Here is a 24756-nt window from a genome sequence, read left to right as displayed (position 1 = left end):
TTCATCAACACCACTAAGTAAAAGCAGAAATACCATGTCAGCAACCCCCTTTGCCCGTGCCGTATTACGCTGGTTTGATCAACACGGCCGTAAACATCTTCCTTGGCAGCAAAACATTACCCCGTATCGAGTGTGGGTATCTGAAATTATGCTGCAGCAAACTCAGGTTACCACGGTTATTCCCTATTTCGAACGCTTTATGGAGCGCTTCCCCGATGTACATCATTTAGCCAAAGCCCCGGTAGACGACGTCTTGCACCTCTGGACGGGCTTGGGTTACTACGCTCGCGCCCGCAATTTACATCGTTGCGCTCAAACCGTGGTTGAAAAGCACAAAGGGGAGTTTCCCAACAGCGTAGAAGGGTTGTCTGACCTGCCCGGCATTGGGCGCTCAACCGCCGGCGCCATCGCCAGTATCAGCATGGGACTTTGGGCGCCCATTTTAGACGGTAACGTCAAACGTGTACTCGCCCGACATTACGCCATCGACGGGTGGCCGGGTAAAAAAACCGTAGAAGAACAACTGTGGCAGCGCGCCACAGAGAACACACCAAAACAACGCACCCATGACTACACCCAAGCCATGATGGACATGGGCGCCCTGCTCTGCACACGCAGCAAACCCAAATGCGATGAATGCCCCGTTGCCAAAAGCTGCGATGCGCTCGCACTTGGGCGCCAAACCGATTTCCCCGGTAAAAAGCCGAAAGTGGAAAAACCTGTCAAACCCATACTTATGCTGATGCTGCAAAATTCGTATGGTGAAATTTTACTTTACCAGCGCCCAAGCTCCGGCATTTGGGGGGGGCTGTGGAGCTTTCCAGAAGAACCCTTAGAAGACGAGCCACACATTGCCGCAGAAACCGCAGCCCAAGACTTTGCTGAACACCTAAACGTAAAGCAATGGCAAACCCACCTCTGGGACACCTTTCGCCATACGTTTAGTCACTATCATTTAGACATCACACCCGTACATATCACGCTTCAAAATACACCGACAAGCCTAGAAGACAACCAATGGCAGTGGGTTAACCCGCTAACCACCATTGAAATAGGGCTGGCAGCACCAGTTAAAAAACTGTTACAACAACTGGGCAAACAAAGCCCGCTTCAAGCCAATTTACTGTAATCATCAACCTCAGAGGAACGATCATGTCTCGCACCGTTTTCTGCCGCAAATTCCAACAAGAACTCGAAGGCTTAGATCGCCCACCCTACCCTGGTGCCAGAGGCCAAGACCTGTTCGATAATATCTCGAAAAAAGCCTGGCAAGAGTGGATGAACTACCAAACCATGCTCATCAATGAGCGTCAGCTCAATATGATGGATTTAACCGCAAGAACCTACCTAACCGAACAAATGGACAAATTCTTCAAAGGTGAAGAAACGGATGCCGTAGAAGGCTATGTTCCACCTGAAGAACGCGGCAGCGAATAAGGCCAACTGGAGACAAACTTCAACCCAAGCCAGAGAGGGCCAACTTTTATAGCCAGCCCTCTTGACTCTCAAAGCCAGAGCGGTTTTAATACGCGCCTCCTGCAGCGGGCCTTTCTGAAAAAGCCTGCGATACCGTTGCCCAGATAGCTCAGTCGGTAGAGCAGAGGATTGAAAATCCTCGTGTCGGTGGTTCGATTCCGCCTCTGGGCACCATCTATTTTTCCCTTTAAAATCAATCACTTACAGCACACAATAGAATTCCTTAATTTTATTAAAATTCGCTGTTGTGCGTCAAAGTGTCCATATTGTGTCCATTTAAAAAAAGCCACCTTTATTGTTGAGGTATCGGCACCGCAATTAATTGCAAATTTAATACCTCGAAAATCTCAAAAACAAATCCCTGATCATTCGTTAATCGATTTAACATTTTATTTAATTTCGCCTCCGAAATTTCTCTCCCTCTTTTTTCTGAGAGTGCTCTTGCCACTGCCTTTCTGGTAATTCCTGAACGTTTAATTTCCGATGTCATCACTGCAAAACTTCATCAATGACATTCAACGTGATAGATTTTTACTTTTGAGGAAACAGCAATGAATTCATTGCTTTGAATATCTGTAATAGTTATATGGAGATTCCGCTGTACCAAAGATTTCCTTTTCAGGTTTATGAACGAATTATCCTAGTGATAAACCCTGCGATACCGCAACGTCTTCGAACCAGTGTGCCATTAAAATAGGTAGCGCTCTCACCAAATGTGGTGTGGAACCACTAGACTTGTAAGCAAAAAACATCCTTTGCCTTTTAGGGTCTATTATTGCCGAACTTGTGTGCAACGTGCTGATTTGAGGGATTGGCCAAGCCACGTATATTTCGATATTCGCTTGTTCCAAGACGAAGAAGAGGCCGCACGTAACTTTATTCTCTTCTTATTTACCCTACTTGTTTTCATTGTGGCTGGTACATTTATTGGCTGAAAAAATCAACCTAATGTAATCCGCTTACTTTGATTTTTATGTGACCGCCCTGTCCACTAAAGTCTCAGGCTTGACCCAAAGCTTTAGTGGGCATTTATTTACCTTGTTAAGTTTTGATGTAAAATCGTGTTTTGACTTTATCATAGTAGGTATTATTAGGCCCTTGAAGCATTGCTAGCACAGCTATAAATTCGGAGGCTTTTGCTATTTTCACGTTCTCGTACTTTCGAGCACCTTCCATTTTTACACTGATTACATTTTTGTCACTCTCAACTTCCCATCCTGCTTTATATCCAACAACTAATTTACCTGCCATAGCAAAACCCTCTTGTTAATAGAAATCTTTTTAAACTTAATGCCCACACAATGAATATGAGCTTGCGTGCATTCTAATTGATACGCTTGTTATCACGAATTCATATTGCGTCATCTTCAGACAAAAAACCAATCTTATTCTTTGTAAAAAGTAGGTTTTAGATTGTCTATATTTTTGGGGCCATTTTTTTTACTATTACAGCTAGAACACATCGGCTGAAGGTTTTTCGGATCATGGTATGCAATAATAACTTCTTCAGTAAGCAATCCAACCCAGTAGCCACCTTCGCATTCAATCATATACGAATCGCAACTTTCTAAAACATATCTTTTCCAATCCACTTTGTGATCAATTGAATTTGCTACCTTCTTGCACTTAATACATTTAGCATTTCCTTTACCACCAAATCTTTTCCATATAGATGAGGAATCAATCCATGAAGGCCGCCTCCCCTTAAAAAGTTTCTTCGGTGCTGCTGGCTGTAAGAAATACTCTCCATTTTCAAACTCTTCGAGCACCTTAGTTTGGGTTCTTGTTTTTCTTGAATTTCGTAAAGCAGCCATCCTTTTTGGGTCCATGGCATACGGGTGAAACCTTCGACCTTTTCTCAATCTTCTACTACTCGTGGGTTCTTTCGGCATAATATTCTCCTACCGTTACTGAGTGCTAACACTAAGTAAACGACATCTACTTAACCATCTAAAAGAAAACTGTAAGTGCCATACTATTTCCGATTTTGGATGAGGGTATCACAATAAATATCTTCTACTGTTTCATCAAGACAGTTCCATCCACATAAGTAAGATCACCAAATGTGGCATTTATAATACAGTAATCAACATCCCCATCGACGCCATAACCTAAACTTGGAAAGATATCCCGAGCAAATTCACGAACTACATTTGAGTCATGCTTAGCAAAGTTGTAGCAACGCAAAATCTCCACGAGAAACAACGCCACAACATCTTTTGAAGTAGCCTTTAATGCTTTAAGCCTTTCTAAATTTGCTTTGACTAATTCATAAAGCGGCTGAGCGCACATTTTCAAATCACTATCACTTTGATTGACTTCCGATATTAACCAAAAAGCCAAATCTTGTAGCATCTCAACTGGGCTGGCTTCATCCTCTAGAAAATCCGAAAAATTCTCTGAAATAAAACCAATTTTCTTTTCAGTAGCACCAAATATTTTATTATTCAGTATTTTTAATGCTTTGCTGTCGAACTTATATGGCATGAGACATTCTCCTTTAACTGAGCCTGCTGTATTCTTATGGTTATGGCGATACCCAATAGGGTTTACAGCAACACCTAGAAGAAAACAATCCCCCTATAAATCGATGTCACAAAGACCATTATTTTGTCACCTCATACCACCAAAGGCTAATAATCTACTCAAAAAACATAACTAAATACCCACTAACCAGATACATCAAGGCAATTACTAGCCTCTATTTCATCTACCAATGCATCCGCGTAAACTCCTAACCTCTCACTTGATCTAATGCTTTTGCCCACCATATTTTCGAAACCAAAGTTTTGAGTTACCTTACATTTATTTGCAATTTCTCTTATCAGGTAAGCGATCTGACTTTGTGTAAGCTTCCCAACATCTCCATTATCTGATTCAGAAGGGCAATATTGTTTGTATTCATCCCCCTCAAAGAAAGATTCATTAACATCACCAAAATAACTAACTTCATTTTTTCTTATATTGACCAAAGAACACTGTAAAGAGCGAATCACTCTATGCAACGCCATCCTCTTTAGCACTATTGATGTGGTGTTTTTTAATTCAGAGATATCCTTTTGGCGGGCATTAAATTCCATATCTCGCGTCACTTTCCTTCCAAAACTTTCCACCGCCTCGCGAATTTCAGAAGGATTTGAAATATCTCCGGTTTGCTGTAAAAATTCTGAAAAAGATACATCAGGGGTTAAATCAATACCGCCATTTCGTTTTGTTATGGAAAATACAACATAATTGTGGTCTAGCAGAGGTTCAGCATACGGGTATTTAGACGATACAAGCTCACCATCACCAGTGCATTTAATAGCGTATTTTAATTGAAATTCTGCCGATTTAGCTTCTGAATTGTTATTTCGATTACAAGATACCAACATACCGGTCGAATGATCATAATCAAATTCCGACCAAGGAATGGGAGACTCTCTATCTTGCTTTCTGACTATCACTATATCACCTGTCCTCAGTACGGGAGCGTGAACACTGTCTAAACTGGGTCGAGGTATAAGATGCAAGGTGTACGAGGCCATGATGTCATCTTTATTCGCAGACACAAGAGATTGACCTAACGAGTTGAGAATATTGATCGCTGGTGACGATTGTTTAAGGTATGATTTTCCTGCCTTGGATAAGGTGCTAAGGAGAGCACTAAATTGCTCATTTTCTTGTCGATCCAATTCAATAATAGTCAAATCTATTGTTAAACCATTTCCATCCCACCTAACAGGACCGTAAACTGGACCAAATGACTGGTTCGCAAATTGGCCCTCTTCCATGTCACCGGAGTAAAACACAACACGACCAGGAAGCTCCGCACTTGCTTCCCTTAACTCGGGATTAACGATCCCAGATGTTACATTTGCAACAATAACCACTTCACCTTTCAGTTTTTTTCCTAGTTTATTGGCAATACTTCTCTCAAACCTGGACTCTTCAAGATAGTTAAAAAATGCATTCTTTAGATTAATGGAAATGTAATCTTCCTCATTAAAAAGACTGCCTGAAATTGAATTTTTATCCTGCGCATATTTTAAGTCAAAGTTTGAAATTTCATGAAACTTTGATTCTACATTACGCCCACCATTAACCTTTCCAGCAAACCTATAGTCACCCAAGCCTTCATAAGATTGATGAGGGTTCAAAAACGAGCATGATGCAAGAGACAAACCAACAAATAAAAACATCATGAATCGAAAAATAACCATACTTAAATCTCCCCTGACTTAACCAAACCAAGATCCTTTCATTTATTAAAACTAAGCTATATTAGCTATTTCAAATCCAGACAATCACTCTAAATATAAAAATACGCCCGACTAAAAAGCCATACTATTTATTTCATAACTCAGACAATAATTTTAGATTGAAAAATTCAACCTTCTTGAATTAAGGTCAAGGAGAAAGAGGCTAGCCCATTCACCTGAAAAAGAAAGACTGAAGTAAGTGGCTAGATGCTGTACGAATGGGGTGTTGTAGCGCCAGATCCTTCGTAGAAACTATTCTTTTCATAAGCTCACCTTCACTTCACTGTTATTATGGCGTGAAAAGCATAAAAAATCCGTTAATATAATTTTTAGACAGTCAAAAGAAGATTGCAATTCTATTTCAAAAATAATGTCGCCGTTTATTTCATTACACCATAATTGTATCCTGTAAAAACAACTATTATCCTAATAAAAAAATAACGCGCCAATGGCTTCACTTGAGCCCACATAAAAATTGACTGTACCGAGTGCCAGCACGTTACGACAATTACGCATCGTAAGCCACTGCCTGATATAACGTTTGACGTGTATTGCGACTGCAACCAGCGGGCACCGGTTTGTGTATAGGTTATCTTCCTCTTGTACCACACGCCCGCCTATGCAGGATGAGTCACGCTTGTCGGATGCCCACCTCTTATTGCACCTGCAACGCAAGGGCTTTTTAAAGATAAATATACCCTTACCTCATAGCTCCTCTCACTCTCTAATGCAGACGCTGGCATCAATTTTTATAATCATTTTTGATAAACTAAGACAACCGACCTAATACTCCACTCATAAAGCCACACACTAAGCAACACCCACAATAAAAAATACCTTGCCTTTTATAAAATAAAAAAAACAAAATGGCACGCACCAAACACCCTCTCAAATGCAATCATGCTATATTCCTTTCACAATATTCATATGTAAGAAATAAAAATCACATGGAAAAAATATAATTCTCCTTGTAGGAACAGCACTTCCTATACAGAAATTATACAAACCAAGGATAGGCAATCATGAAAATGCGAAATAAACCGCCCCTCCTAAAATCATTTCATCTCGAAAAGCAAAATAGATTTCTAAAAAACCACCCACCCGCCCACTTTTAAAAGTGAGGAAAAGCAATGAACATAAATTCTTCTTTATTGCAAAATCTAACACTGGCAATACTACTTTCTGCATTAATAAGCTGTGGAGGCGGAAGCAGTAGTAGTGGAGGCGGGAATGACGCTGGAGGAAATCCACCGGGGCCAACAACGCCGTCTCCCATAATCCCATCTCCCGAAATATTTACAGGTAAACTTTATCCGCCTATTGATGGCTTTTACTATGTCTCCGGTAGCGAAGAGGGAATAACCGATAATGGCGGCACTTTTTCTTATGAAGGAAATCAGCCAGTCGCATTTTCAATAGGTGGCATTAATTTCGGCTCAAGCGCCGGAAAAAGTATTTTAACTCTAGTCGATTTAACTGGCACAGATGCCAGTGACATACGAGTCCAAAATAGCTATCGACTATTACTGGCCCTCGATAATGACGGCGACAGCACTAACGGTATTTTACTTTCAGAGGAACTAAGAGCTATTGCCGATAATTTTTCACAGCCAGATTTTTCTTTAGAAGATTTTGACAACGAAGTTAGTCTTATTCTTTCTGATGCAGCGACTGCTGACAACCGAACACCTGAATTACCAAGCTTTCGTGATACAAGTGAAATATTAGAACTTTCACTTTCATGTTTAGCCTCTGGCATATTCAGTGGAACGTTTGATGGCGATGACAACGGTACATTTTTACTTTGGGTTCAACATCAACGCTTTGATACCTCAATTTTTCCGGTTAACGGTATTGGCACAGGCGTAACCAGCGCCCTAGTATACAGCAATATTGAAGATATAATATTGACAGTACTCCCTAGAGAAGGTTTAACGCTTAATACCGATAGACTACTGATTTCTGGCAGTCTCGATTCTGGCGCCGAATTTTCCGGTAGTTTTAATGAAAACTTTATGTCTCTTAACGGACGATGGGTAAATAGTGTCACGGCAGAATCTGGAGGTTTTGAAGGGGTACGAAAAGCAGGTGCCCTAACGGCCAAATATCGCTTATCCGGCCTGGTTAATCCCAATAATTTACCCTTCAGCACTGACAACACCTCTTTGGTCGGATTAGATATTATGACTGATAATAGTGTTGAAGGCGTTTTAGTCACTTTACAAGGCAATGAAACTATTTTAAGTGGGAGATTGGAAAGTGACACTATTACAGCCACCGGTGGTCGCTTTGAGTTTAACTTAAACTTTGATGCCGATGGCAGTGATACAGAAAATGACAATTTCCTAGGGCCCGTTAGTGGCTATGTAGGCACCTATACCGATGGCATTAGTGGCGGAATAATATCTGGAACCAGTTGCAAAATAAACTAGATTCAACATATTCATATAAACTCTAAACAAAAAAGGTCGTGCAATATAAGCGACCTTTTTTATAAAGCTTGGTCTAAATAAACAACCTCTCCCCTCAGAAGAGTATTGAAAAGTCGCGTATAACAACATCATTTTTCAAAATGGAATTATGCTCACACCTGCGACAATACACCACATCCCTCTATTTTATTCACATCACTATGATGACCCCTTTGCCTTTAACGAGAGTGGTTCACATGCAAATATATTCTTTTTTAAGAGACTTCATGACACATAAATATCCACTATGCCTCTCGCATTTCTCTTTTGGCGCAGCTAGCGTAGTGACTTTAAGCCTCTCTTCTTTAAACTTTTCTTCTTTAAGCCACGCTTCAGATAACACCTCTTGGTTATTAGAGGAAGTCACTGTAGAGGGCAATCAAGACAATCGCTCTTATCAAAGTAATCAAACCATGTTTGGCTTGACGAATACGCCTGTTTTTAATACCCCGCAATCCATTCAGATTATTAACGCTTCTCTTATCAATGACCAACAGCTGACAACTCTCAGCGATGCCCTAACGAATGTTTCAGGCGTTGTTCCCAATGACGAATCTGAAACGCTATTAATCAACCCCATTATAAGAGGTTTCGAATCAGAAATTTTTGTGGACGGATTAATGAGCTATGGCGATACCGCTGTTGTTGATCCTGCTAGCTTGGCCGGCATAGAACGAATAGAAGTGGCAAAAGGCCCTACTTCTTCACTTTATGGTGGTGGCAGTGGGGCTCCAGTGGGCGGGCTAATCAATGTAGTGACCAAAACACCGAAAAAAGATAGCTTTTATCATATTGGCGTACGTACCGGCAGCTTCGATACGTTGGCAACAACTCTGGATATTAACCAAGTTATTTCGAATAAACATGCTTTTCGTCTCGCCGGAGAAATCCATGATAGTGAGGATTATATTGACGATGTCTCTATCAAGCGATTATCTCTATACCCTAGCTGGAAAACCCATTTTGACAATGACAGTGAACTGTTGATTCGAGGATTTCACAGCTCTATTGAACAATTGGAATATCCGGGCTTACCGGCTGAATTGGTTGACCAACCCAATATTAATCTCACTCAATTTTCTGGCGCATCCGATGCACCTGATACTGAAATTACCAATAATGCTTTACATGGTCGTTACCAACTTGCACTCAATGATCAACTGCAATGGACTCTACAATTACGTCATTACGATAATGATTTACACGAATTCGCTGCCTTTCCTTTTTTAAATACCCTTCCCTTAATGGGAACACAGGCTGTGCTGATTCGCGGAATCATGAAAGCCGATACCCAAGAGTGGACTTTAGATTCACAATTAACATTGAATACCCAATTCGGCTCTACCGAGCACGAAGTTGTAGTGGGTCTAAACTACGACAAAACAGAATATAAAGTAGGAATGGTATTTGACCCTAATTTTTTAGGCATTGTTGATTATGCCGAGGAGAATACTGTCTCTTTTGGTGCCCCCTTCACCGTAACCGATGATCAGCGCGCTGAAAACAACTACACAACACTTGCCTTATATGCACAAGATTACATCACATTAAATGAAGCCACCACACTGCAACTCAGTGGGCGAGTGAGTCGCTACACACTGCAAGACGACGCCAGTGGCATTAATACCGATGAACAATACACCGAATTTGATCCACGTATTGGCATTAGCCATCAATTAAACTCCGAATTATCTCTCTTTGCAGGCGCAGCAACAGGTTCACGATTAAGCTTGTATTACGCCGGCAGCAATGCTTCTTCCCCCAAGCCAGAAACCTCAGAAAGCATTGAGGCAGGTGTAAAATTCAATATGGCTGACGGAAAATTAGTCGGCACCATTGCAGCTTATCAATTAAATCGGGAGAATATTCCAACGATTGATCTCACCGATCCTAACTTTGGTTCTGTGCAATCTGGGGAACAACAAAGTAAAGGTATTGAGTTAGATGCCATATGGGAGCCTACACCACAGTGGTCTTTATTGGCGAACTATGCTTACACCAACGCCGAATATTCCGAGCCATTATTCAATGCGACTCTTGGGCAAATTAATACCGGAACCGACTTGGCACGTGTACCCCAAAACAGTGGTCGACTTGCTGGCCGATATCGCTTTGAGAATGGAATTCTACAAAATGTCGCAGTAGGGTTAGGGGTCACCTATGCAGAAGGCACACCCATTGTTGACGGCAGTAATATCCTGTCTGACGACTACACAATTTTTGATGCGCAGCTGAATTACAGCACCTCCCGGTATGACATTGGCCTAACCGTGCGAAACCTGACCGATAATGAATATGTCACACCTTATCAATACTTTAGACAAGAAGTCATACGCCCTGGAGCACCACTGAACGCACAATTGACTCTTAAATTGTATTTTTAATGGATCATTAAAATGATAATGGCTGGTTTTATTGTCCTCTTTTACATAAGCAATAAAATATAGACAATAAAAGCCAGCTGTCATTGTTAGCTCTTTTCGTCACACCTGAGATTTTGATACCAATGCCCCACCACAGGCGCCTTAACGATTGACCCATGATTTCCCGGTACAACCATAACGTTTATTTTTTCGAAGTACTCATCCCACTCATTAAGAGGCAGCCACTCACAGCTTTCTTCAGCAACAATAAAATTAAGCTTATAGGGCAATTTTGTTTTAGGTAAGCAGTAACTGACTTTTAATGAAGCATTTACAATGGCGATCATATTATGGATAAATCCTTCATCCATGTGGATATCCCATTCACTTAATACACTTATTAACGCCTCTGTATCGATAGATTGCTGATCAACGTCAACCACCCGTTGTGTGGCTCTATCAATAAGCGTTTCTGTGCACTCTTCTTTAAACTCTTTTTTAGAATTTTTTTCAAAATTATTTCTGAATAAGGATTCTAAAAATAATGCTACTGCTTTTTTATCAACACTGCATTGTTGTCGATGAATTCTGCTATCTAGAAAAGTTACCGAATCAATATGAATATCTGCCAGCCCTTGTTCGGTTTGTTTTTGAAGTTGATGCAACATTTCCAGTGCAACTGTACCGCCATAACTGTGAGCATACAGGTTAATATGGCCAGATGAACAATACTTTTTTAAGCATTCTATATTGTACTCGGCCATGCTTTCGATTGACTCATAGGGCTTACGGCCATCAAAACCTGCCATATCCAAGGCAATGACCTCTCCTCCTCCCGTTAATTGCTGAGCCATTTCAGAATAGGCTTCCGCCAACCCTGGCATACCCGGCAGAATAAGATTTATCGATGATGGTTTTAATATGCGTATGGAATCAAGTGCTTTTACTTTATTATCATTATTATCTTCATCAGATATTACTTGATCCTGAATGCCTATTTGCGCTTTTAAATACGAAGCAAATGGGCGAATAGATGGATACGTTAAGAAGTCGGATACCGATATGACCGTTTTCCAGTGCTGATTAATTTTAAAGACCAATTGTATTGCCAGTAATGAATGCCCTCCGATTGCAAAAAAGTCATCGCATACCCCAATAGATCTATTAGGCAATAAGGTTTTCCACAAATTCAGTAATTCGGCTTCCATTGAAGTTTCAGGCTTGACGGAAACTTTCATAGATTGCGTATCTTTTAAGCCTACCTGTTGCGCCAGAGATTTTCGATCCACTTTTCCATTCGACGTTAACGGTAACGCGGCTACTTGCTTTGAAAAATTTGGCACCATATAAGCTGGTAAAAAATCAGATACATGCGACTTTAATGTCTCTTCATTAACATTTTCTTCCGAGGTATAAAACACTGCAATTACAGAATTATCCCCTTCCTGCTCTACAGCCTTACTACCTTCTGACGTACTATTTATTGACGCCCCCTCTATTGAAGCATCATCTATTAAAGTACTCTCTTCTGAGTTAACGTTATTAACCTTAGAAAGGTTAACCACCACAGCAGCCACAGATACAATGGCTGAAAAGCTCGCATAAGCACTTTCAATTTCACCAAGCTCAATTCGAAATCCACGAATTTTTATCTGCTCATCCTTTCGACCTAGAAAAATAATTTTACCGTCGTTATCCCAGCGGGCTATATCTCCCGTCTTATAGAGCATCCCTTTGCTAAAGGGATTCTTAATAAATCTTTTTTTTGTGAGAAATGGTTGGCCCACATAACCTTGTGCTAATCCAGCCCCTGTAACAAACAGTTCTCCTGCAACCCCCGTGGGTACAAGCTGTAAATTATCATCTAAGATATAACACGTCGTATTACTAATAGGAGTACCAATCGTAATGGATTTTCCAGTGTCAATATTATTAGCCTGTATTGCTTCAATGGCGGTATTTACCGTATATTCTGATGGGCCGTAAGCGTTAAAAAGTTCGACAGGATAGCACTCAACATTGTCTATCACTGATTGAGGCAAGGCCTCTCCGCCGAAAGATAATACCCGCACCTGTGAGAAAAGCCGTTGCTTTTGTTTTGACGATAATGAATTTAATACGGGATAAAAGGCCGGAGGTAAATTTAATACGGTCACACCATTGTCACAGACACGACGATAAAACGCACTGGGATCAACGTCTTCATCACGACGGACAACAACCGCAGCACCACACAATAATGCGGGAAAAATTTCCTCAAGAGACATATCAAAAATCAGTGGTGAAAATTGCAAAATTCGATCATGAGAGGTTAACCGATACTGATTAATCATATGCAAAGACAAATTCGTTAAACTGCGTTGAGACACCATAACGCCTTTCGGGGTGCCCGTACTGCCTGACGTATAAATAATATAAGCCAATGAGTTCGGATTGTTGGACTGAGCGACCTTAGCTTTAGGAGCGATCTTAGCTTTAGGAGCCATCGTTTTAGCAACCGTAGGCTGATCAGCAGCTTGGCTGAGTATGGCTTTCTGTTTTTTTTCGGTTTCGTAAAATCTTTTGCTCTGATTGGCACCTTGATTAGAGTATTGCTTCAAAATGTTAAGGGGTACAGAAAAAGGGTGATTCTCGTTATCCGATACCATAAAGAGAAGCTGACTCTCTTCAACGATATGCTCAAGGCGCGCTTTGGGCACGGCAGGGTCTATAGGTAAATACACACACTCCAGATTCATAATGGCCAGCATGGTGACAATTGCTTCGCCAGATCGAGGCAAGGCAACACCAATAACGGTACTAGACGTTAAAGGGGCATTGTAAAATTGATGAAGGGCACACTGCGTTAGCTGTTGACAACGAACCATAACGTCATCGCAAAGTTGCTGATAAGTCCACAGGCACTCCCCGTCTATAACCGCGACAGCATGAGGGGACACACCCGCCCGATCAAAAATACGATCAAGAACACTATAATCCAACTCATTCTCAGAAATAACCGGGCCTGACCGACTCAAAAGGAATTGTCGCTCTTTATCATCAAGGATATTGAGTGATTTTACCGTTTTTTCAGGTGATTCTAAGAAGGTATCCAGAATTGTCATCCAATAAGTCAAATGACGCTCTATAGTCTTGGATTCGAATAAACAACGCTGATATTTCAAATTTACCTGTAGGTAATCACGATAATCGTACACTTCCAACGCATAATGGTCTCCAGCCTCTTGATAAATATCCATTTCTAAATTGACATCGATATTGTCAAGCAACTTACTTGGATACCCCTCAAAAATATTTTGATAAGTGAATCCAATAGACGCCAACCCCAAACCATTTCGAAAGATATTTAAATCTAAATCTGTCGCCAATTTAGAAAACGGATACTGACTGTGACTCAATGACTCAAGATAAACAGATTTAATATGATGCAATAAACTCAATAATGACTCTTCACCCTTCACGCGACAACGAGTAACAATAAGATTGATAAAACAGCCTATGCTATTATCAAAATCAGACGTTGGTCGAACACTTACAGGGCTTGCAATCGAAATGTCCGCCTGGCTAGACAATTTATGAATTAGTATTGCATACGCCGACAGCAATATGACAGAGAAATTCACCCGGTGTTTTTTTGAAAAACTCTGCAACTGTCTTAATCTCGAACCTTCCACAATGCATTTTTGACAGGCCACACCGACAGAATTTGAGGATGGCGCATGATCTTTTGTGAAATCATAAGGCAAGGAAATATCACTATTTACATCGTGTAACACAGACGCCCACCAATGCTTTGATGCTTCAGCTTGAGGTGATGCCAAATACTGTCGCTCCCATTCTATAAAACGCCAATAATCATGAGGTATTATTGGCGTCAGTGTACTATATTGCGCTTCCACATCATGCTGCATCTCGCCCGCCTGGCAAAGCTGATGATAGAGAGACCAAAACTTTTCGGTAAACAGCATTCCACTTAAACCATCAAATACGATGTGATGTAGAACAAAAAAGAGATATTCCTCTGGAGTGTCTTGCTGAGAAGAAGTGAAGTGATAACATCGAATCAAAGGCTCCGAAGCAAGATTGAATGGCTGGCGCAACAATTGCCAACATCGCTCCTGTACAAAACCCTTTTTCATTATCGTTTCTTTTTTCTTATTCTCTTTTTCCGACCCAGCACTGAGATTTAAATCAAAATCTTGACTTAACATAGTATTCTGATTAGCCGATACGAATTCACAAGGTACCTCAATACGATGAATAACGTTGTGGTTATGTCGAATATTTTCATGAGCATCTTTATGAGTACAATCTTTATGAGTACAATCATCATACGGGCGAGATCGCACCATATCAGACAATCTCTGAATGACCTCACCACTTTCAATATCTTCTAGAAAATTCACACGCATCATCGGTGTTGACTGAGTGAATAACTCAAATGCTTTATCGAGACAAACACAATTCAAACGTTGTTTAGATTGAAACAAAATAGGGACATTAAATTCGGTTGAGTTCGGGCAAGAAGATTGAACAAACCACAACCCCTTTTGAATTTCAGATAATAATGATTGCTTTACTTCATTAAAATTATGTTGTGACTCGTTTATTGAAGAAGCGTTTTTTGTTTCAGAAGAGCTTGTCGCCTTACCCTTCAGATAAGGCTTTAGTATTTGAATGAAATTTGAAAAGCGACTGAGTGTTAAAATTTCACCAACAGATATTGAAATATCGAAAGCACTGTTCACACGATGCAAAAATTGAATCATCACCATCGAATCAAACCCATAATCCATCGGAGAGGCTTCTGACGGCAAACTGCGATAAGGTCGTTGAAACACATTCTGTGCAATATCGTCTAATTGACTTAAATAAGACTCACCAAGAATGTTGTCATACTTCACATTAAATTCGATTTCTTTGGGTGTTTCTTTTTCTGTTAAAGAGGATGAGTCAACAACCATGCTCTCTGTTTTTGGTTGATTAGACACCACCAGCGCGGCACAAGAACCTCCAATGGCGTAACTATTCAATAATATACACCGTGGCTTACCCTCTTTTTGCTGCCAATGGGTCGATGAACTCTTTAACGTTAATGCATGGTCACGAGGTAACTCAGCATTAACCATGCTTAACCCACTAACCCCCGGTAATACATGACTCTGTAAAATATCTACCGCTTTCATGAATGAAGCAATACCGGAAGCCAACTCTACGTGACCAATGCTGGGCTTAATAGAACCCACCTGCCACCTCTTTTGCTGACAACGCCGGTGCGTTTTTAATACAGAATTTAAGGTATTCAGCTCTATGGCATCCGCCAAGCGATTACCAATACCATGGGCTTCCACATAATCAATATCGTCTACATGTACATTCGCCCGATTTATTACAGAGCGAATACATTCTCCCATTGCTTTCGGGTTCGGAGCGTCGAGGGAAAATGCTCGGCCACCATGCGCTATAGATGAAGAAAAAATATATGCCAATGGCTTTTCCGTTAGTTTTTGTGAAACGTGAGCAGAAGCCAATACCAGTAGCCCAACACCTTCACAACGGATAAAACCTGATGCAGATTGATCAAAACTGCGCATCGTGTGAGATTCGCTCAGCAATGAATCGTATACGCCACATTCCATCGCCGCAGTAAATTGCTCTTCATTAATGAGATTAATGGCACCCACTACTGCAATATCGCATTCTTTACTCTGTATCGCTTGCATCGCTTTATGAATACCAGCAAATCCGCTGGTACATAAAGACTGAATTGTTTCACTAGGGCCAGAGACATTCAGTAAATAAGAAAGAAGATTGGCAAGTGGCACTGTTGATGCCAACCCTGAATCAATCAATGCCGACTCAGACATAAACACACCCACTCGAAATTGAGAAAAAGTGGCAATATTTATGGCCGATGCATTTAATGCTTGGTGCAGCGCGTTAAGCATTAATCGAACACGATCCTCTTTTGTGATATCAGCATCCGCTTGACCAATACCCCAATTTTCTCTCAGTGAATCTATATTCACTGTGCGAGAAATACGCCCATATTGAAATTTTTTCTCAGGTTGAGTTGAGAGCACTTGAAAAAGACGATTTGATTTTACCTGTTCTTTCAATGCGTCAGCATCTTTAATACCAGGGAAGAGACATGCTTGTCCAATAAGTACAACATCACCTGAAACGTTCAACTCTTTTTCTTTTTTCGGAAAAACGCTTTCTTTCAACGACTCTTTTTGTTCATCAACAGGTTTATTGTCTTCCAAAGAGTGATTATTATTAAGAGCTTCATTTTGCTTAGAGGTAACACATTCAACAAGATAATCCAGCAAAACAGTTAAGGTTGGATACTCTACAATCAATGTACTGCTTAATGAAAGGGAAAGAGCTTCTTCCAAGTGACATTTTAGCTCTACCGCTTGTGCAGAATCTGCACCGAGATCCGAAAACCGATCGTCCGCATTTAAGCACTCACCTTCATCTAATAATAATGCATCCACCAAATACTGATGAATTAAAGCATCTAAAGAAGCTCTTATCATAAAACCACTAACCTTATTAACTACTATTGACCTTGTACACTTGCATTTCTCGGCATCACATCAAAAGGCTATTCAATGCTTGCCGATCGAATTGCCAATGTCACTTCACCTTTCGCCCGCCCTTTATGCTCATCTTCAAACTCACAGTATGTTTTCATAAAGGTGTATTGAGATCGCTTTCTAATGGAATGTATACCAAATAGGCCTTTAAAATACTTAGCATTTAATTCTGAAAGGTATTGACTAGAGATATTGACAATAAGAAAGTTGGATAATTGTTTCTGAAAAAACGAAGAAATATCGTAGTCATTTAACTCTTCAATTAAATGATGCTTAATGCAGTAAGCCAGATGCGTATACGCAATTTGATTAAAACAAATATTAAATTCTACCGCATTGAAATGGCCGGTATCATCAATATAGCAAGAATCCGCAATGGCAAACTCTCCCTCCATCAACATTTCGGTTGCTTTTGTGCTTGTTGCTGAAAATACCGCTTCTTTTAAATATCGACAGTGATCACGGTAGGGAGAGAGCACCCTCGCTTTAAACGATTGAGAAATAGGCTCTCTCCAACCTTCTGAAGAAGGCTCATTCGCAGAATATGATTTTTCGTTAATAGGTAATGCCTCTCCCTCACTAGAAAGCACTTGTTTCACAAAGGTATTGGAAGTATTCATTGATGTATTCCTTGATAAAAAGGGTATTCATCGTAAATGCCAATACGATAGCTTTTGTTTAATTCTCCTGGTGGTATTTCAACCGACATATGATTTAAATATCGGTTATCCCAAATAATGAGATCATTCTCTTCCCATCGATGCAGATGCACAAATTTTTCTTGTTCCGAAAAAGACAATATCGCTTCTAGCATCTCTTGGTTTTCTTCAAACGATAGCCCCTTAAATTTCGTTGTAAAACCACGGTTGACATAGAGTATTTTATCACCAGTGGCCGGATGCGTAATGACAGCCGGGTGTTCTACAGGCGGGACTTCTCTGTCTATTTGTTCTAATAACTCATGAAGAGATCGATCAATATCACAGGCTTGCACTTTGTAACGCAGTTGCCCTTGGTGAATGGCAATAGCACTGTCTGCAAACTCTCTAAGCTCTGATGGCAGAGCTTCATACACTTTTGCCATATTCATGTAGTAAGTCCCACGTACCGAATTTGGTAGCACTACAGGCCGAATAGACGTTAACGACAAGGGATGTTTTTCAAAAGAACAGTCCGTATGCCAATATCGGCCTGTGCCTGAAACCCCTACTTTTTTACCATTATCAGAAATATTCGTTGAAACAAAAATTTCAGGGTGATCTGGGTGGTGATATTGCGGCTGAAAATACACCTGTGGCGTACCAATCAACTTAGTAAAGGCAATATATTCTTTTGTATTCAATGGTTGATTACGAATCACCACTAACTTATTTCGATAAATAGCTTCTCGAATGATCTTAATTTCTTCAGAAGCTGGCGTGAGCATTTTCACATCAACTCCTGTAATCTCACCACCGATTTCACCTTGAGGCGAATCTATTACATCAATGGCACTATTATCTACATTAACCGAAGTGATTGCTGTTTGACCTTCAACATTGATTTCATTTGGGTTTAGCATTATTACTCCTCTAACCATCAGTTTCACCCACTGAAAAAACCCTTCCAAAAAAAGGTTTTTATACTAAAAAGTCACAACTCCAACAGAAGAACCCCTTTATTTTCAACTGATATTTTACAGACTTATTTATCATTAATATTAAAAATAGAGAACTCAAAAAACACATCATAATCAGGCAGGCACGAGTAAAGAATGCGACGTTTTGCCACATCAAACTCTCTCATTTGCACTGTTATTCATAGATTTATTTATTAACATTTCATCACATTAACGTTAAAGTGACGACTTTCCAAACTTAAGGCGTCACCCATAAAAACACCCGTGGAATTTTGGCATGATAAATACAATACCTGGCGCATTATTTCTTATTGAAAACCAGCACACGAACAAAGAATGCTTTCGATCTACTCACAAAACCACTACTTTTTCAGAATTAAAAGAAAACAGTTTAAAAGCCGCCGATGGATTACTCTCACTCGGCATTAAAAGTAATGATCGAGTTGCGCTATTATCGAAAGACAGAATCGAGAACTACGAATTGTTTTTTGCTTGCGCCATTGCACATGCAGTTCTCACCCCCATCAATTGGCGGCTTCAACCGGAAGAAATTGCTTACATTATTGAAGACTGCACGGCCAAAATCGTTTTTATTGAAAAAGATTTATTTCCAGCCATTGTGGACGTGATGAATAAGCTGAGTCAGATAGAAAAAATTATTGTCATTGGGGATAAGTCCAACACCCTAATTTCTACGGAAAACTATCTGCACTATGAAGAATGGTCTCAAGCTGTTCAAACCCCTTCTCACAATATACAACCCTTTTATGAAAAAGAAGGTGCCGAACAAATAACACGAAACTACACCACTACTGATGCCGTCGTACAAATGTACACCAGCGGAACAACTGGGCGCCCCAAGGGAGTAGTGTTAGCTCATTATACGTTTTTTGACTTACTCAATACCATGAAGACAGAAGGCGATAACTGGATGGGGCTAAACAGTCACGATTCGTTATTACTGTCATTACCCATTTTTCACATTGGTGGATTATGGTGGGCTATACAAGGTTTTCTTGCAGGCGCAGAAAGCTGCTTAATGGCATTTTTTAATGCACCTGAAGCCATAAAAATCATTGAGCAACATACAATTACCAAAGTTGCATTAGTGCCCGCAATGATACAATTCATATTATCCGAGCCCAATGCGACACCAGATAAACTCCGTTCTGTTAATGGCGTACTTTATGGGGCATCCCCCATTACTCCGGAATTATTAACCAAAGCCAAGAATTTATTTAATGCGTCGTTTTTTCAAATTTACGGTATGACAGAAACTGGCAATATGGCGGTTTGTTTGCGCCCTGAAGATCACAATCTTCCCCATCACCCCTATATTTCTGCAGCAGGGCGAGCACTACCAGGGGTTTCAATTAAAGTACTTGACCCAACAGGCAACCCTTTGCCGCCGGGTAAAACAGGAGAAATTGTCATCCACTCGCCTTCTCGAATGTTGGGTTACTGGCACAATCCAGAAGCTACCGACGAGACGCTGCGTGATGGCTGGGTTTATACGGGTGATGCCGGTTATCTCGATCAAGATGGTTATCTGTATGTGTGCGACCGCATTAAGGATATGATTATTTATGCAGGGGAAAACATTTATCCTGCCGAGATTGAATCTGTGTTAGCCGATCATCCCGCCGTCAAAGAGTGTGCGATTATTGGAAAACCCGATAATCGCTGGGGAGAAATTGTGACGGCATTTATTGTCTTGAATGATAATACTGCGTTAAAAAAACGCGATGTCGTAACCTTTCTCAGTGGCAAAATTGCCGATTTTAAAATACCGAAAGCCATCGAATACATCGATCAATTGCCTCGCAATGCTTCAGGCAAAATCCTCAAGAAAAATTTAAGAGCCCGGTATTGGCAAGATAAAGAGCGGCAAGTGAATTAAGCAGCTCACCTACGTCATTATCCGTCATAGATCATCAGTCATACATCATCAGTCATACATTGCATCAATGGCATCAGCCAAACGACGCACGGCAATAACCTCCATGCCTTCAGGCGGTGTTTTCGGTGCGTTTGCCACGGGAACAATAGCGCGCTTAAAACCATGCTTGGCCGCTTCTTTTAAGCGCTCTTGTCCACTGGGAACAGGCCGGATCTCACCGGATAACCCAACCTCCCCAAACACAATTAATTTTTCACTGAGGGCATGATTACGAAAACTGGAGATTACCGCCAATAATAGAGCCAAATCAGAACTGGTTTCTGCCACACGAACACCGCCCACAACATTGACATACACATCTTGGTCACCCAGGTGCAAACCACCGTGCCGGTGCAATACGGCCAATAACATCGCCAATCGATTTTGCTCAAGCCCCACCGCAACACGACGAGGGTTACCAAAGTGTGTTTCATCAACCAACGCTTGAATTTCGACTAATAGAGGCCGTGTTCCCTCCCACACAATCATCACCACCGAACCAGCCGCGACGTCCTCTGCACGCTGTAAAAATATCGCCGAAGGGTTCGATACCTCTTTCAAACCCAATTCGGTCATGGCAAAAATACCCAGCTCATTCACAGCGCCAAAGCGATTTTTGTGGCCTCGTAGAGTTCGATAACGGGAATCTTGATCGCCTTCCAATAGTGTTGAGCAATCAATCATGTGCTCCAACACTTTCGGTCCGGCTAATGAGCCATCTTTCGTGACATGGCCTACCAGAATTAAGACGGTACCTGTTTGCTTTGCAAAACGCGTAAGGTACGCTGCACTTTCGCGGACTTGCGAAACACTGCCCGGTGCAGATTGAATATCGGCCATATGCACCACTTGGATAGAATCGACGACTAAGACTTGCGGTTTTACGTCTCGCGCGATGTCTGTAATGGATTCAACGCTGGTTTCTGAAAGCATTTGCAGTCGATCCATCGGCAAACCTAACCGTTGAGCCCGCATAGCAACCTGTGCAAGGGACTCTTCTCCGGTGATGTACAGCGCATTCATTTGGCTTGCGAGGTAGCACAAGGTTTGTAAGAGCAACGTTGACTTACCCGCCCCAGGGTGACCACCAATTAACACCACGGCTCCGGGAACAAAGCCACCCCCAAGAACACGATCAAACTCCGTGGAGCCGGACGAAAAACGCGGAACATCCTCAATACTGATCTGATTTAATAGCTGAACGCGGTTCTGCTCTAAGCCACCCGCACCGGCATAGCCAGAGCGACGAGCATCGAGAGAACCGCTATTACTGCCTAATCGCACCTCTGTCAGACTATTCCACGTACCGCAATCACTGCATTGCCCCTGCCACTTTCGGTAATCCGATCCACATTCGTTACAAACATACGCTGTTTTGGGCTTTGCCAAATTTCTATCCTCTAATACATCATTTAAAGCAACGTAAATGAATAACTCGCCTATTTAACACTTTTTACTATCATTTATAACCAACTCACGTTCATTCATCACCCACTCACGCTTTATAGTGGCACGCCATTGGTCTTAGCTGATAAACACTTGGCTAATAAACACCTGGCTGATAAACAATTACGCTTAACGCTTTTTACTACACTGATAACGTCACTTATTTCGTCATAGCGAGGGAAAAATCACTAACTCATTCTAAAATTGATAATGGGTTTGACGATATGACACTCAATGGATCATTCATTTAATCAATCTACCTCGAATAGACTATTAGAGCCAAATCGATCTTTTGATCGACTCAGCCGGCACAATGCGATAATGACTCAAATTATCGCCCGTCGTCCCTTGCGCGAAATTCTAGAAAGCCTAGTGGAACTCATCGAAGGGGCAGCTCAACTCTCACGGGGCTCCATTGCTTTGTTAAGCAGTAACGGCAAAAAACTGAATACCCCCATCGCGCCTAATCTCCCCAATCAATACAGTCACGCTGTAACCGGCCTGGAAATCGGGCCTTGCGTAGGCAGCTGTGGTACGGCGGCCTACTTTGGCAAACGCATCGTTGTCGAAGATATTTACAAAAGTTCATTGTGGGCACCTTACCTAGAGATAGCAGAATTAGGTTCCATTAGAGCATGCTGGTCTCAGCCTATTATCGGTGCAAAAGAAAAAGTATTAGGCACTTTCGCTCTGTATTACCACGACACTCAACGCCCCAGCGAAGAAGGCATCAAGCTCATTGAAGAAGCTTCTCATCTTGCAGCACTGGCCATTGAGCACGCACACGCCCAAGAATATCTGGATCGCTCAGCCATCTTGTTTGAACACATTCCCATCGCCATTGCCGTTACCGATGAAAACCTGGTCATCACACGCGTCAACCCTGCACTATGCAGCCTAACCTGCCTTACTCAGGAGGCACTGATTGGGCACCCTTTGACTGAAGCCATTCATTGGTCAACCGACGTTTATCGTCATTTAATTCGTCCTCCTGACAACGAGCGACACACCGTCTGTGAACTGGAATACACCAATTCTCAGCAGCAGCATTTTTATCTGGAAGTGAAGGGCATGTCCATTCGATGCTCAGACCATTTACCCCTTGAAAATGTCTTTCTGTTTGAAAACATTTCTTCACGTAAAGAGCAAGAGTCGATCGTCGAGCAGCAAGCCAATTATGACTTTTTAACCCGCTTACCCAATCGCCATAATCTACAATCTCGCGTGGATTGGCTGATTAGTCTCTGTGAACGCACTAAGAAAAAGTTTGCCATCTTCGTACTCGATTTAGATCACTTTAAAGAGGTGAATGATTCTTTGGGTCACCTTGCTGGGGACCAATTACTCTGCCAAGTGGGTGAGCGCATCAACGCCCATGTCCGAGCCAGTGATACCTTTGCACGACTCGGTGGCGATGAATTTGCTTTACTGATGACCGACTATGAAGAGATTAATGACGCACTAAACCATCTTGCAGATAAAATTATTCAAACCTTTCACAAACCATTCTTGCTTGAGAATGATGCAAAGATCAAAGTATCGACCAGTATTGGAGTGGCCATCTATCCTCATGATGGGCATACCTTTACTGAGCTTTTATCGGCTGCCGACCAAGCGCTTTATCAATCAAAAGAATCTGGACGCAACAATTGGCGATTATTTTCCAGCGACTTACTGGAGCAAGCACAAAAAAACGCCTGGATTTTGCAGCAGCTTCACCAAGCCATTTCTCAGAATGAATTTTCTATTCACTATCAACCCATCGTCAGCCAGCAGAAATCTGGTCAGATTTGTTTCGTCGAAGCACTGCTGAGATGGCAAACGGAGGACCGTACCGTCGCCCCAGAAGAATTTATTCCTATTGCCGAACGATACGGGCTGATGCGAGATATTGGACGCTGGGTAAGAGAACAGGTATTCAGACAAATTCAGTGCTGGCAGCAGGCAGGCATTCATATCCCGGTTAGTATTAATTTGTCTGCCTCAGAAACATGCCATGAAACATTAGTAGAAGACTGGAAGAACAGTTTGAGCCGTTTCAACCTCTCTGCCAGCAGCGTTATCATCGAGATTACCGAATCGTTGTTATTGAAAAGCTCGAAAGGCATCAACGTTATCCACGACCTGGATCAACTGGGCTTTAGTATCGCTATCGATGATTTTGGCAGCGGCTATTCTTCTCTCTCGGCAATTCTAGACTTCCCAGTGAATGCCATTAAGCTGGACTCCAGCTTCCTAAAAAATATGGATCAAAGCCAGCGCAGCTTGGCGGTGGTAGAAAGCGTCATTCAATTGTGCAATCAATTGGATATTGCCCTCACGATTGAAGGTGTAGAAAGCCAGCAACAATACGATTTTCTAGATACTACCTTCCCTCTCTACCGTTATTCTCTTCAAGGGTATGCCATCGCACAGCCCATGAATATTGAGGATCTCAATACCTGGATTCAATCCAGATATCCCTCCAGCTCCTTTTCTTCCTCACAACAATAAAGCCTGCTCAGTTAGACTTTACCCAGTTAGACTTTGCTCACTTAGACTCTACCCAGTTAGACTTTGCGCACTTAAACTCTGCCCAGTTACATGCCTACTCATGTACA

Annotated in this window: 14 protein-coding genes and 1 tRNA gene; 7 read left to right on the top strand and 8 right to left on the bottom strand. The window is 41.5% G+C overall.

Features of this window, described 5'->3' with window-relative positions:
- The first annotated feature begins 34 nt into the window (after positions 1 to 34).
- The 3 genes from mutY (at position 35) to LU351_RS07010 (ending at position 1650) form a co-directional block, all read left to right on the top strand.
- Positions 35 to 1129, top strand: coding sequence for an A/G-specific adenine glycosylase (gene mutY, locus LU351_RS07020; protein ID WP_232593351.1), 1095 nt, complete (start codon positions 35 to 37; stop codon positions 1127 to 1129).
- A 23-nt stretch (positions 1130 to 1152) separates the two neighbouring features.
- On the top strand, positions 1153 to 1437 hold the full coding sequence (locus tag LU351_RS07015) for an oxidative damage protection protein (protein ID WP_232593350.1): 285 nt from the start codon (positions 1153 to 1155) through the stop codon (positions 1435 to 1437).
- Positions 1438 to 1574: 137 nt separating this feature from the next.
- Positions 1575 to 1650 (top strand) — tRNA-Phe (locus tag LU351_RS07010).
- A gap of 867 nt (positions 1651 to 2517) precedes the next feature.
- On the opposite strand, the gene LU351_RS07005 is transcribed toward LU351_RS07010, so the two are convergent.
- The 4 genes from LU351_RS07005 to LU351_RS06990 form a co-directional block, all read right to left on the bottom strand.
- Entirely contained in the window at positions 2518 to 2727 is a 210-nt protein-coding gene (locus LU351_RS07005; protein ID WP_232593349.1) for a hypothetical protein, read from the bottom strand.
- Between the two features lie 134 nt (positions 2728 to 2861).
- Positions 2862 to 3368: a hypothetical protein gene (locus LU351_RS07000; protein ID WP_232593348.1), complete on the bottom strand. Its 507-nt coding sequence runs from the start codon at positions 3366 to 3368 to the stop codon at positions 2862 to 2864.
- 124 nt (positions 3369 to 3492) lie between these two features.
- Positions 3493 to 3963: a hypothetical protein gene (locus tag LU351_RS06995; protein WP_232593347.1), complete on the bottom strand. Its 471-nt coding sequence runs from the start codon at positions 3961 to 3963 to the stop codon at positions 3493 to 3495.
- Positions 3964 to 4145: 182 nt separating this feature from the next.
- Positions 4146 to 5678 (bottom strand): hypothetical protein, encoded by a 1533-nt coding sequence (locus LU351_RS06990; protein WP_232593346.1) that lies wholly within the window; start codon positions 5676 to 5678, stop codon positions 4146 to 4148.
- A gap of 1169 nt (positions 5679 to 6847) precedes the next feature.
- Between LU351_RS06990 and LU351_RS06985 the strand changes: the two genes are divergently transcribed.
- Positions 6848 to 8149 (top strand): hypothetical protein, encoded by a 1302-nt coding sequence (locus tag LU351_RS06985; protein ID WP_232593345.1) that lies wholly within the window; start codon positions 6848 to 6850, stop codon positions 8147 to 8149.
- 266 nt (positions 8150 to 8415) lie between these two features.
- Positions 8416 to 10572: a TonB-dependent receptor gene (locus LU351_RS06980; RefSeq protein ID WP_269783347.1), complete on the top strand. Its 2157-nt coding sequence runs from the start codon at positions 8416 to 8418 to the stop codon at positions 10570 to 10572.
- An 86-nt stretch (positions 10573 to 10658) separates the two neighbouring features.
- On the opposite strand, the gene LU351_RS06975 is transcribed toward LU351_RS06980, so the two are convergent.
- The 3 genes from LU351_RS06975 to LU351_RS06965 form a co-directional block, all read right to left on the bottom strand.
- On the bottom strand, positions 10659 to 17093 hold the full coding sequence (locus tag LU351_RS06975; protein WP_232593344.1) for a non-ribosomal peptide synthetase: 6435 nt from the start codon (positions 17091 to 17093) through the stop codon (positions 10659 to 10661).
- A gap of 68 nt (positions 17094 to 17161) precedes the next feature.
- Positions 17162 to 17773: an FcoT family thioesterase gene (locus tag LU351_RS06970; protein WP_232593343.1), complete on the bottom strand. Its 612-nt coding sequence runs from the start codon at positions 17771 to 17773 to the stop codon at positions 17162 to 17164.
- On the bottom strand, positions 17770 to 18714 hold the full coding sequence (locus LU351_RS06965; RefSeq protein WP_232593342.1) for a TauD/TfdA dioxygenase family protein: 945 nt from the start codon (positions 18712 to 18714) through the stop codon (positions 17770 to 17772). The genes LU351_RS06970 and LU351_RS06965 overlap by 4 nt, the downstream gene beginning before the upstream one ends.
- A gap of 334 nt (positions 18715 to 19048) precedes the next feature.
- Here LU351_RS06965 and LU351_RS06960 point away from each other — a divergent pair, with 334 nt between their 5' ends.
- A complete protein-coding gene (locus tag LU351_RS06960; protein WP_232593341.1) occupies positions 19049 to 20671 on the top strand; it encodes a long-chain-fatty-acid--CoA ligase in 1623 nt (540 codons plus the stop codon).
- 48 nt (positions 20672 to 20719) lie between these two features.
- On the opposite strand, the gene radA is transcribed toward LU351_RS06960, so the two are convergent.
- The gene (gene radA, locus LU351_RS06955) at positions 20720 to 22099 is read right to left on the bottom strand and encodes a DNA repair protein RadA (protein WP_232593340.1); all 1380 of its coding nucleotides are present in this window, start codon (positions 22097 to 22099) and stop codon (positions 20720 to 20722) included.
- A gap of 291 nt (positions 22100 to 22390) precedes the next feature.
- Between radA and LU351_RS06950 the strand changes: the two genes are divergently transcribed.
- The gene (locus LU351_RS06950) at positions 22391 to 24649 is read left to right on the top strand and encodes a bifunctional diguanylate cyclase/phosphodiesterase (RefSeq protein ID WP_232593339.1); all 2259 of its coding nucleotides are present in this window, start codon (positions 22391 to 22393) and stop codon (positions 24647 to 24649) included.
- The last annotated feature ends 107 nt before the right edge of the window (positions 24650 to 24756 follow it).

It is taken from the genome of Marinibactrum halimedae (genome assembly GCF_021234875.1).
GTDB lineage: Bacteria > Pseudomonadota > Gammaproteobacteria > Pseudomonadales > Cellvibrionaceae > Marinibactrum > Marinibactrum halimedae.
The sequence above is the reverse complement of the archived record's forward strand: the minus strand, read 5'-3'. Positions and strand labels throughout refer to the sequence as shown.

Excerpts from the sequence above, each read along its gene's own strand:
- mutY (WP_232593351.1), top strand. The coding sequence starts at position 35 with ATGTCAGCAACCCCCTTTGCCCGTGCCGTATTACGCTGGTTTGATCAA.
- LU351_RS07015 (WP_232593350.1), top strand. The coding sequence starts at position 1,153 with ATGTCTCGCACCGTTTTCTGCCGCAAATTCCAACAAGAACTCGAAGGC.
- LU351_RS07005 (WP_232593349.1), bottom strand. The coding sequence starts at position 2,727 with ATGGCAGGTAAATTAGTTGTTGGATATAAAGCAGGATGGGAAGTTGAG.
- LU351_RS07000 (WP_232593348.1), bottom strand. The coding sequence starts at position 3,368 with ATGCCGAAAGAACCCACGAGTAGTAGAAGATTGAGAAAAGGTCGAAGG.
- LU351_RS06995 (WP_232593347.1), bottom strand. The coding sequence starts at position 3,963 with ATGCCATATAAGTTCGACAGCAAAGCATTAAAAATACTGAATAATAAA.
- LU351_RS06990 (WP_232593346.1), bottom strand. The coding sequence starts at position 5,678 with ATGGTTATTTTTCGATTCATGATGTTTTTATTTGTTGGTTTGTCTCTT.
- LU351_RS06985 (WP_232593345.1), top strand. The coding sequence starts at position 6,848 with ATGAACATAAATTCTTCTTTATTGCAAAATCTAACACTGGCAATACTA.
- LU351_RS06980 (WP_269783347.1), top strand. The coding sequence starts at position 8,416 with ATGACACATAAATATCCACTATGCCTCTCGCATTTCTCTTTTGGCGCA.
- LU351_RS06975 (WP_232593344.1), bottom strand. The coding sequence starts at position 17,093 with ATGATAAGAGCTTCTTTAGATGCTTTAATTCATCAGTATTTGGTGGAT.
- LU351_RS06970 (WP_232593343.1), bottom strand. The coding sequence starts at position 17,773 with ATGAATACTTCCAATACCTTTGTGAAACAAGTGCTTTCTAGTGAGGGA.
- LU351_RS06965 (WP_232593342.1), bottom strand. The coding sequence starts at position 18,714 with ATGCTAAACCCAAATGAAATCAATGTTGAAGGTCAAACAGCAATCACT.
- LU351_RS06960 (WP_232593341.1), top strand. The coding sequence starts at position 19,049 with ATGATAAATACAATACCTGGCGCATTATTTCTTATTGAAAACCAGCAC.
- LU351_RS06950 (WP_232593339.1), top strand. The coding sequence starts at position 22,391 with ATGGATCATTCATTTAATCAATCTACCTCGAATAGACTATTAGAGCCA.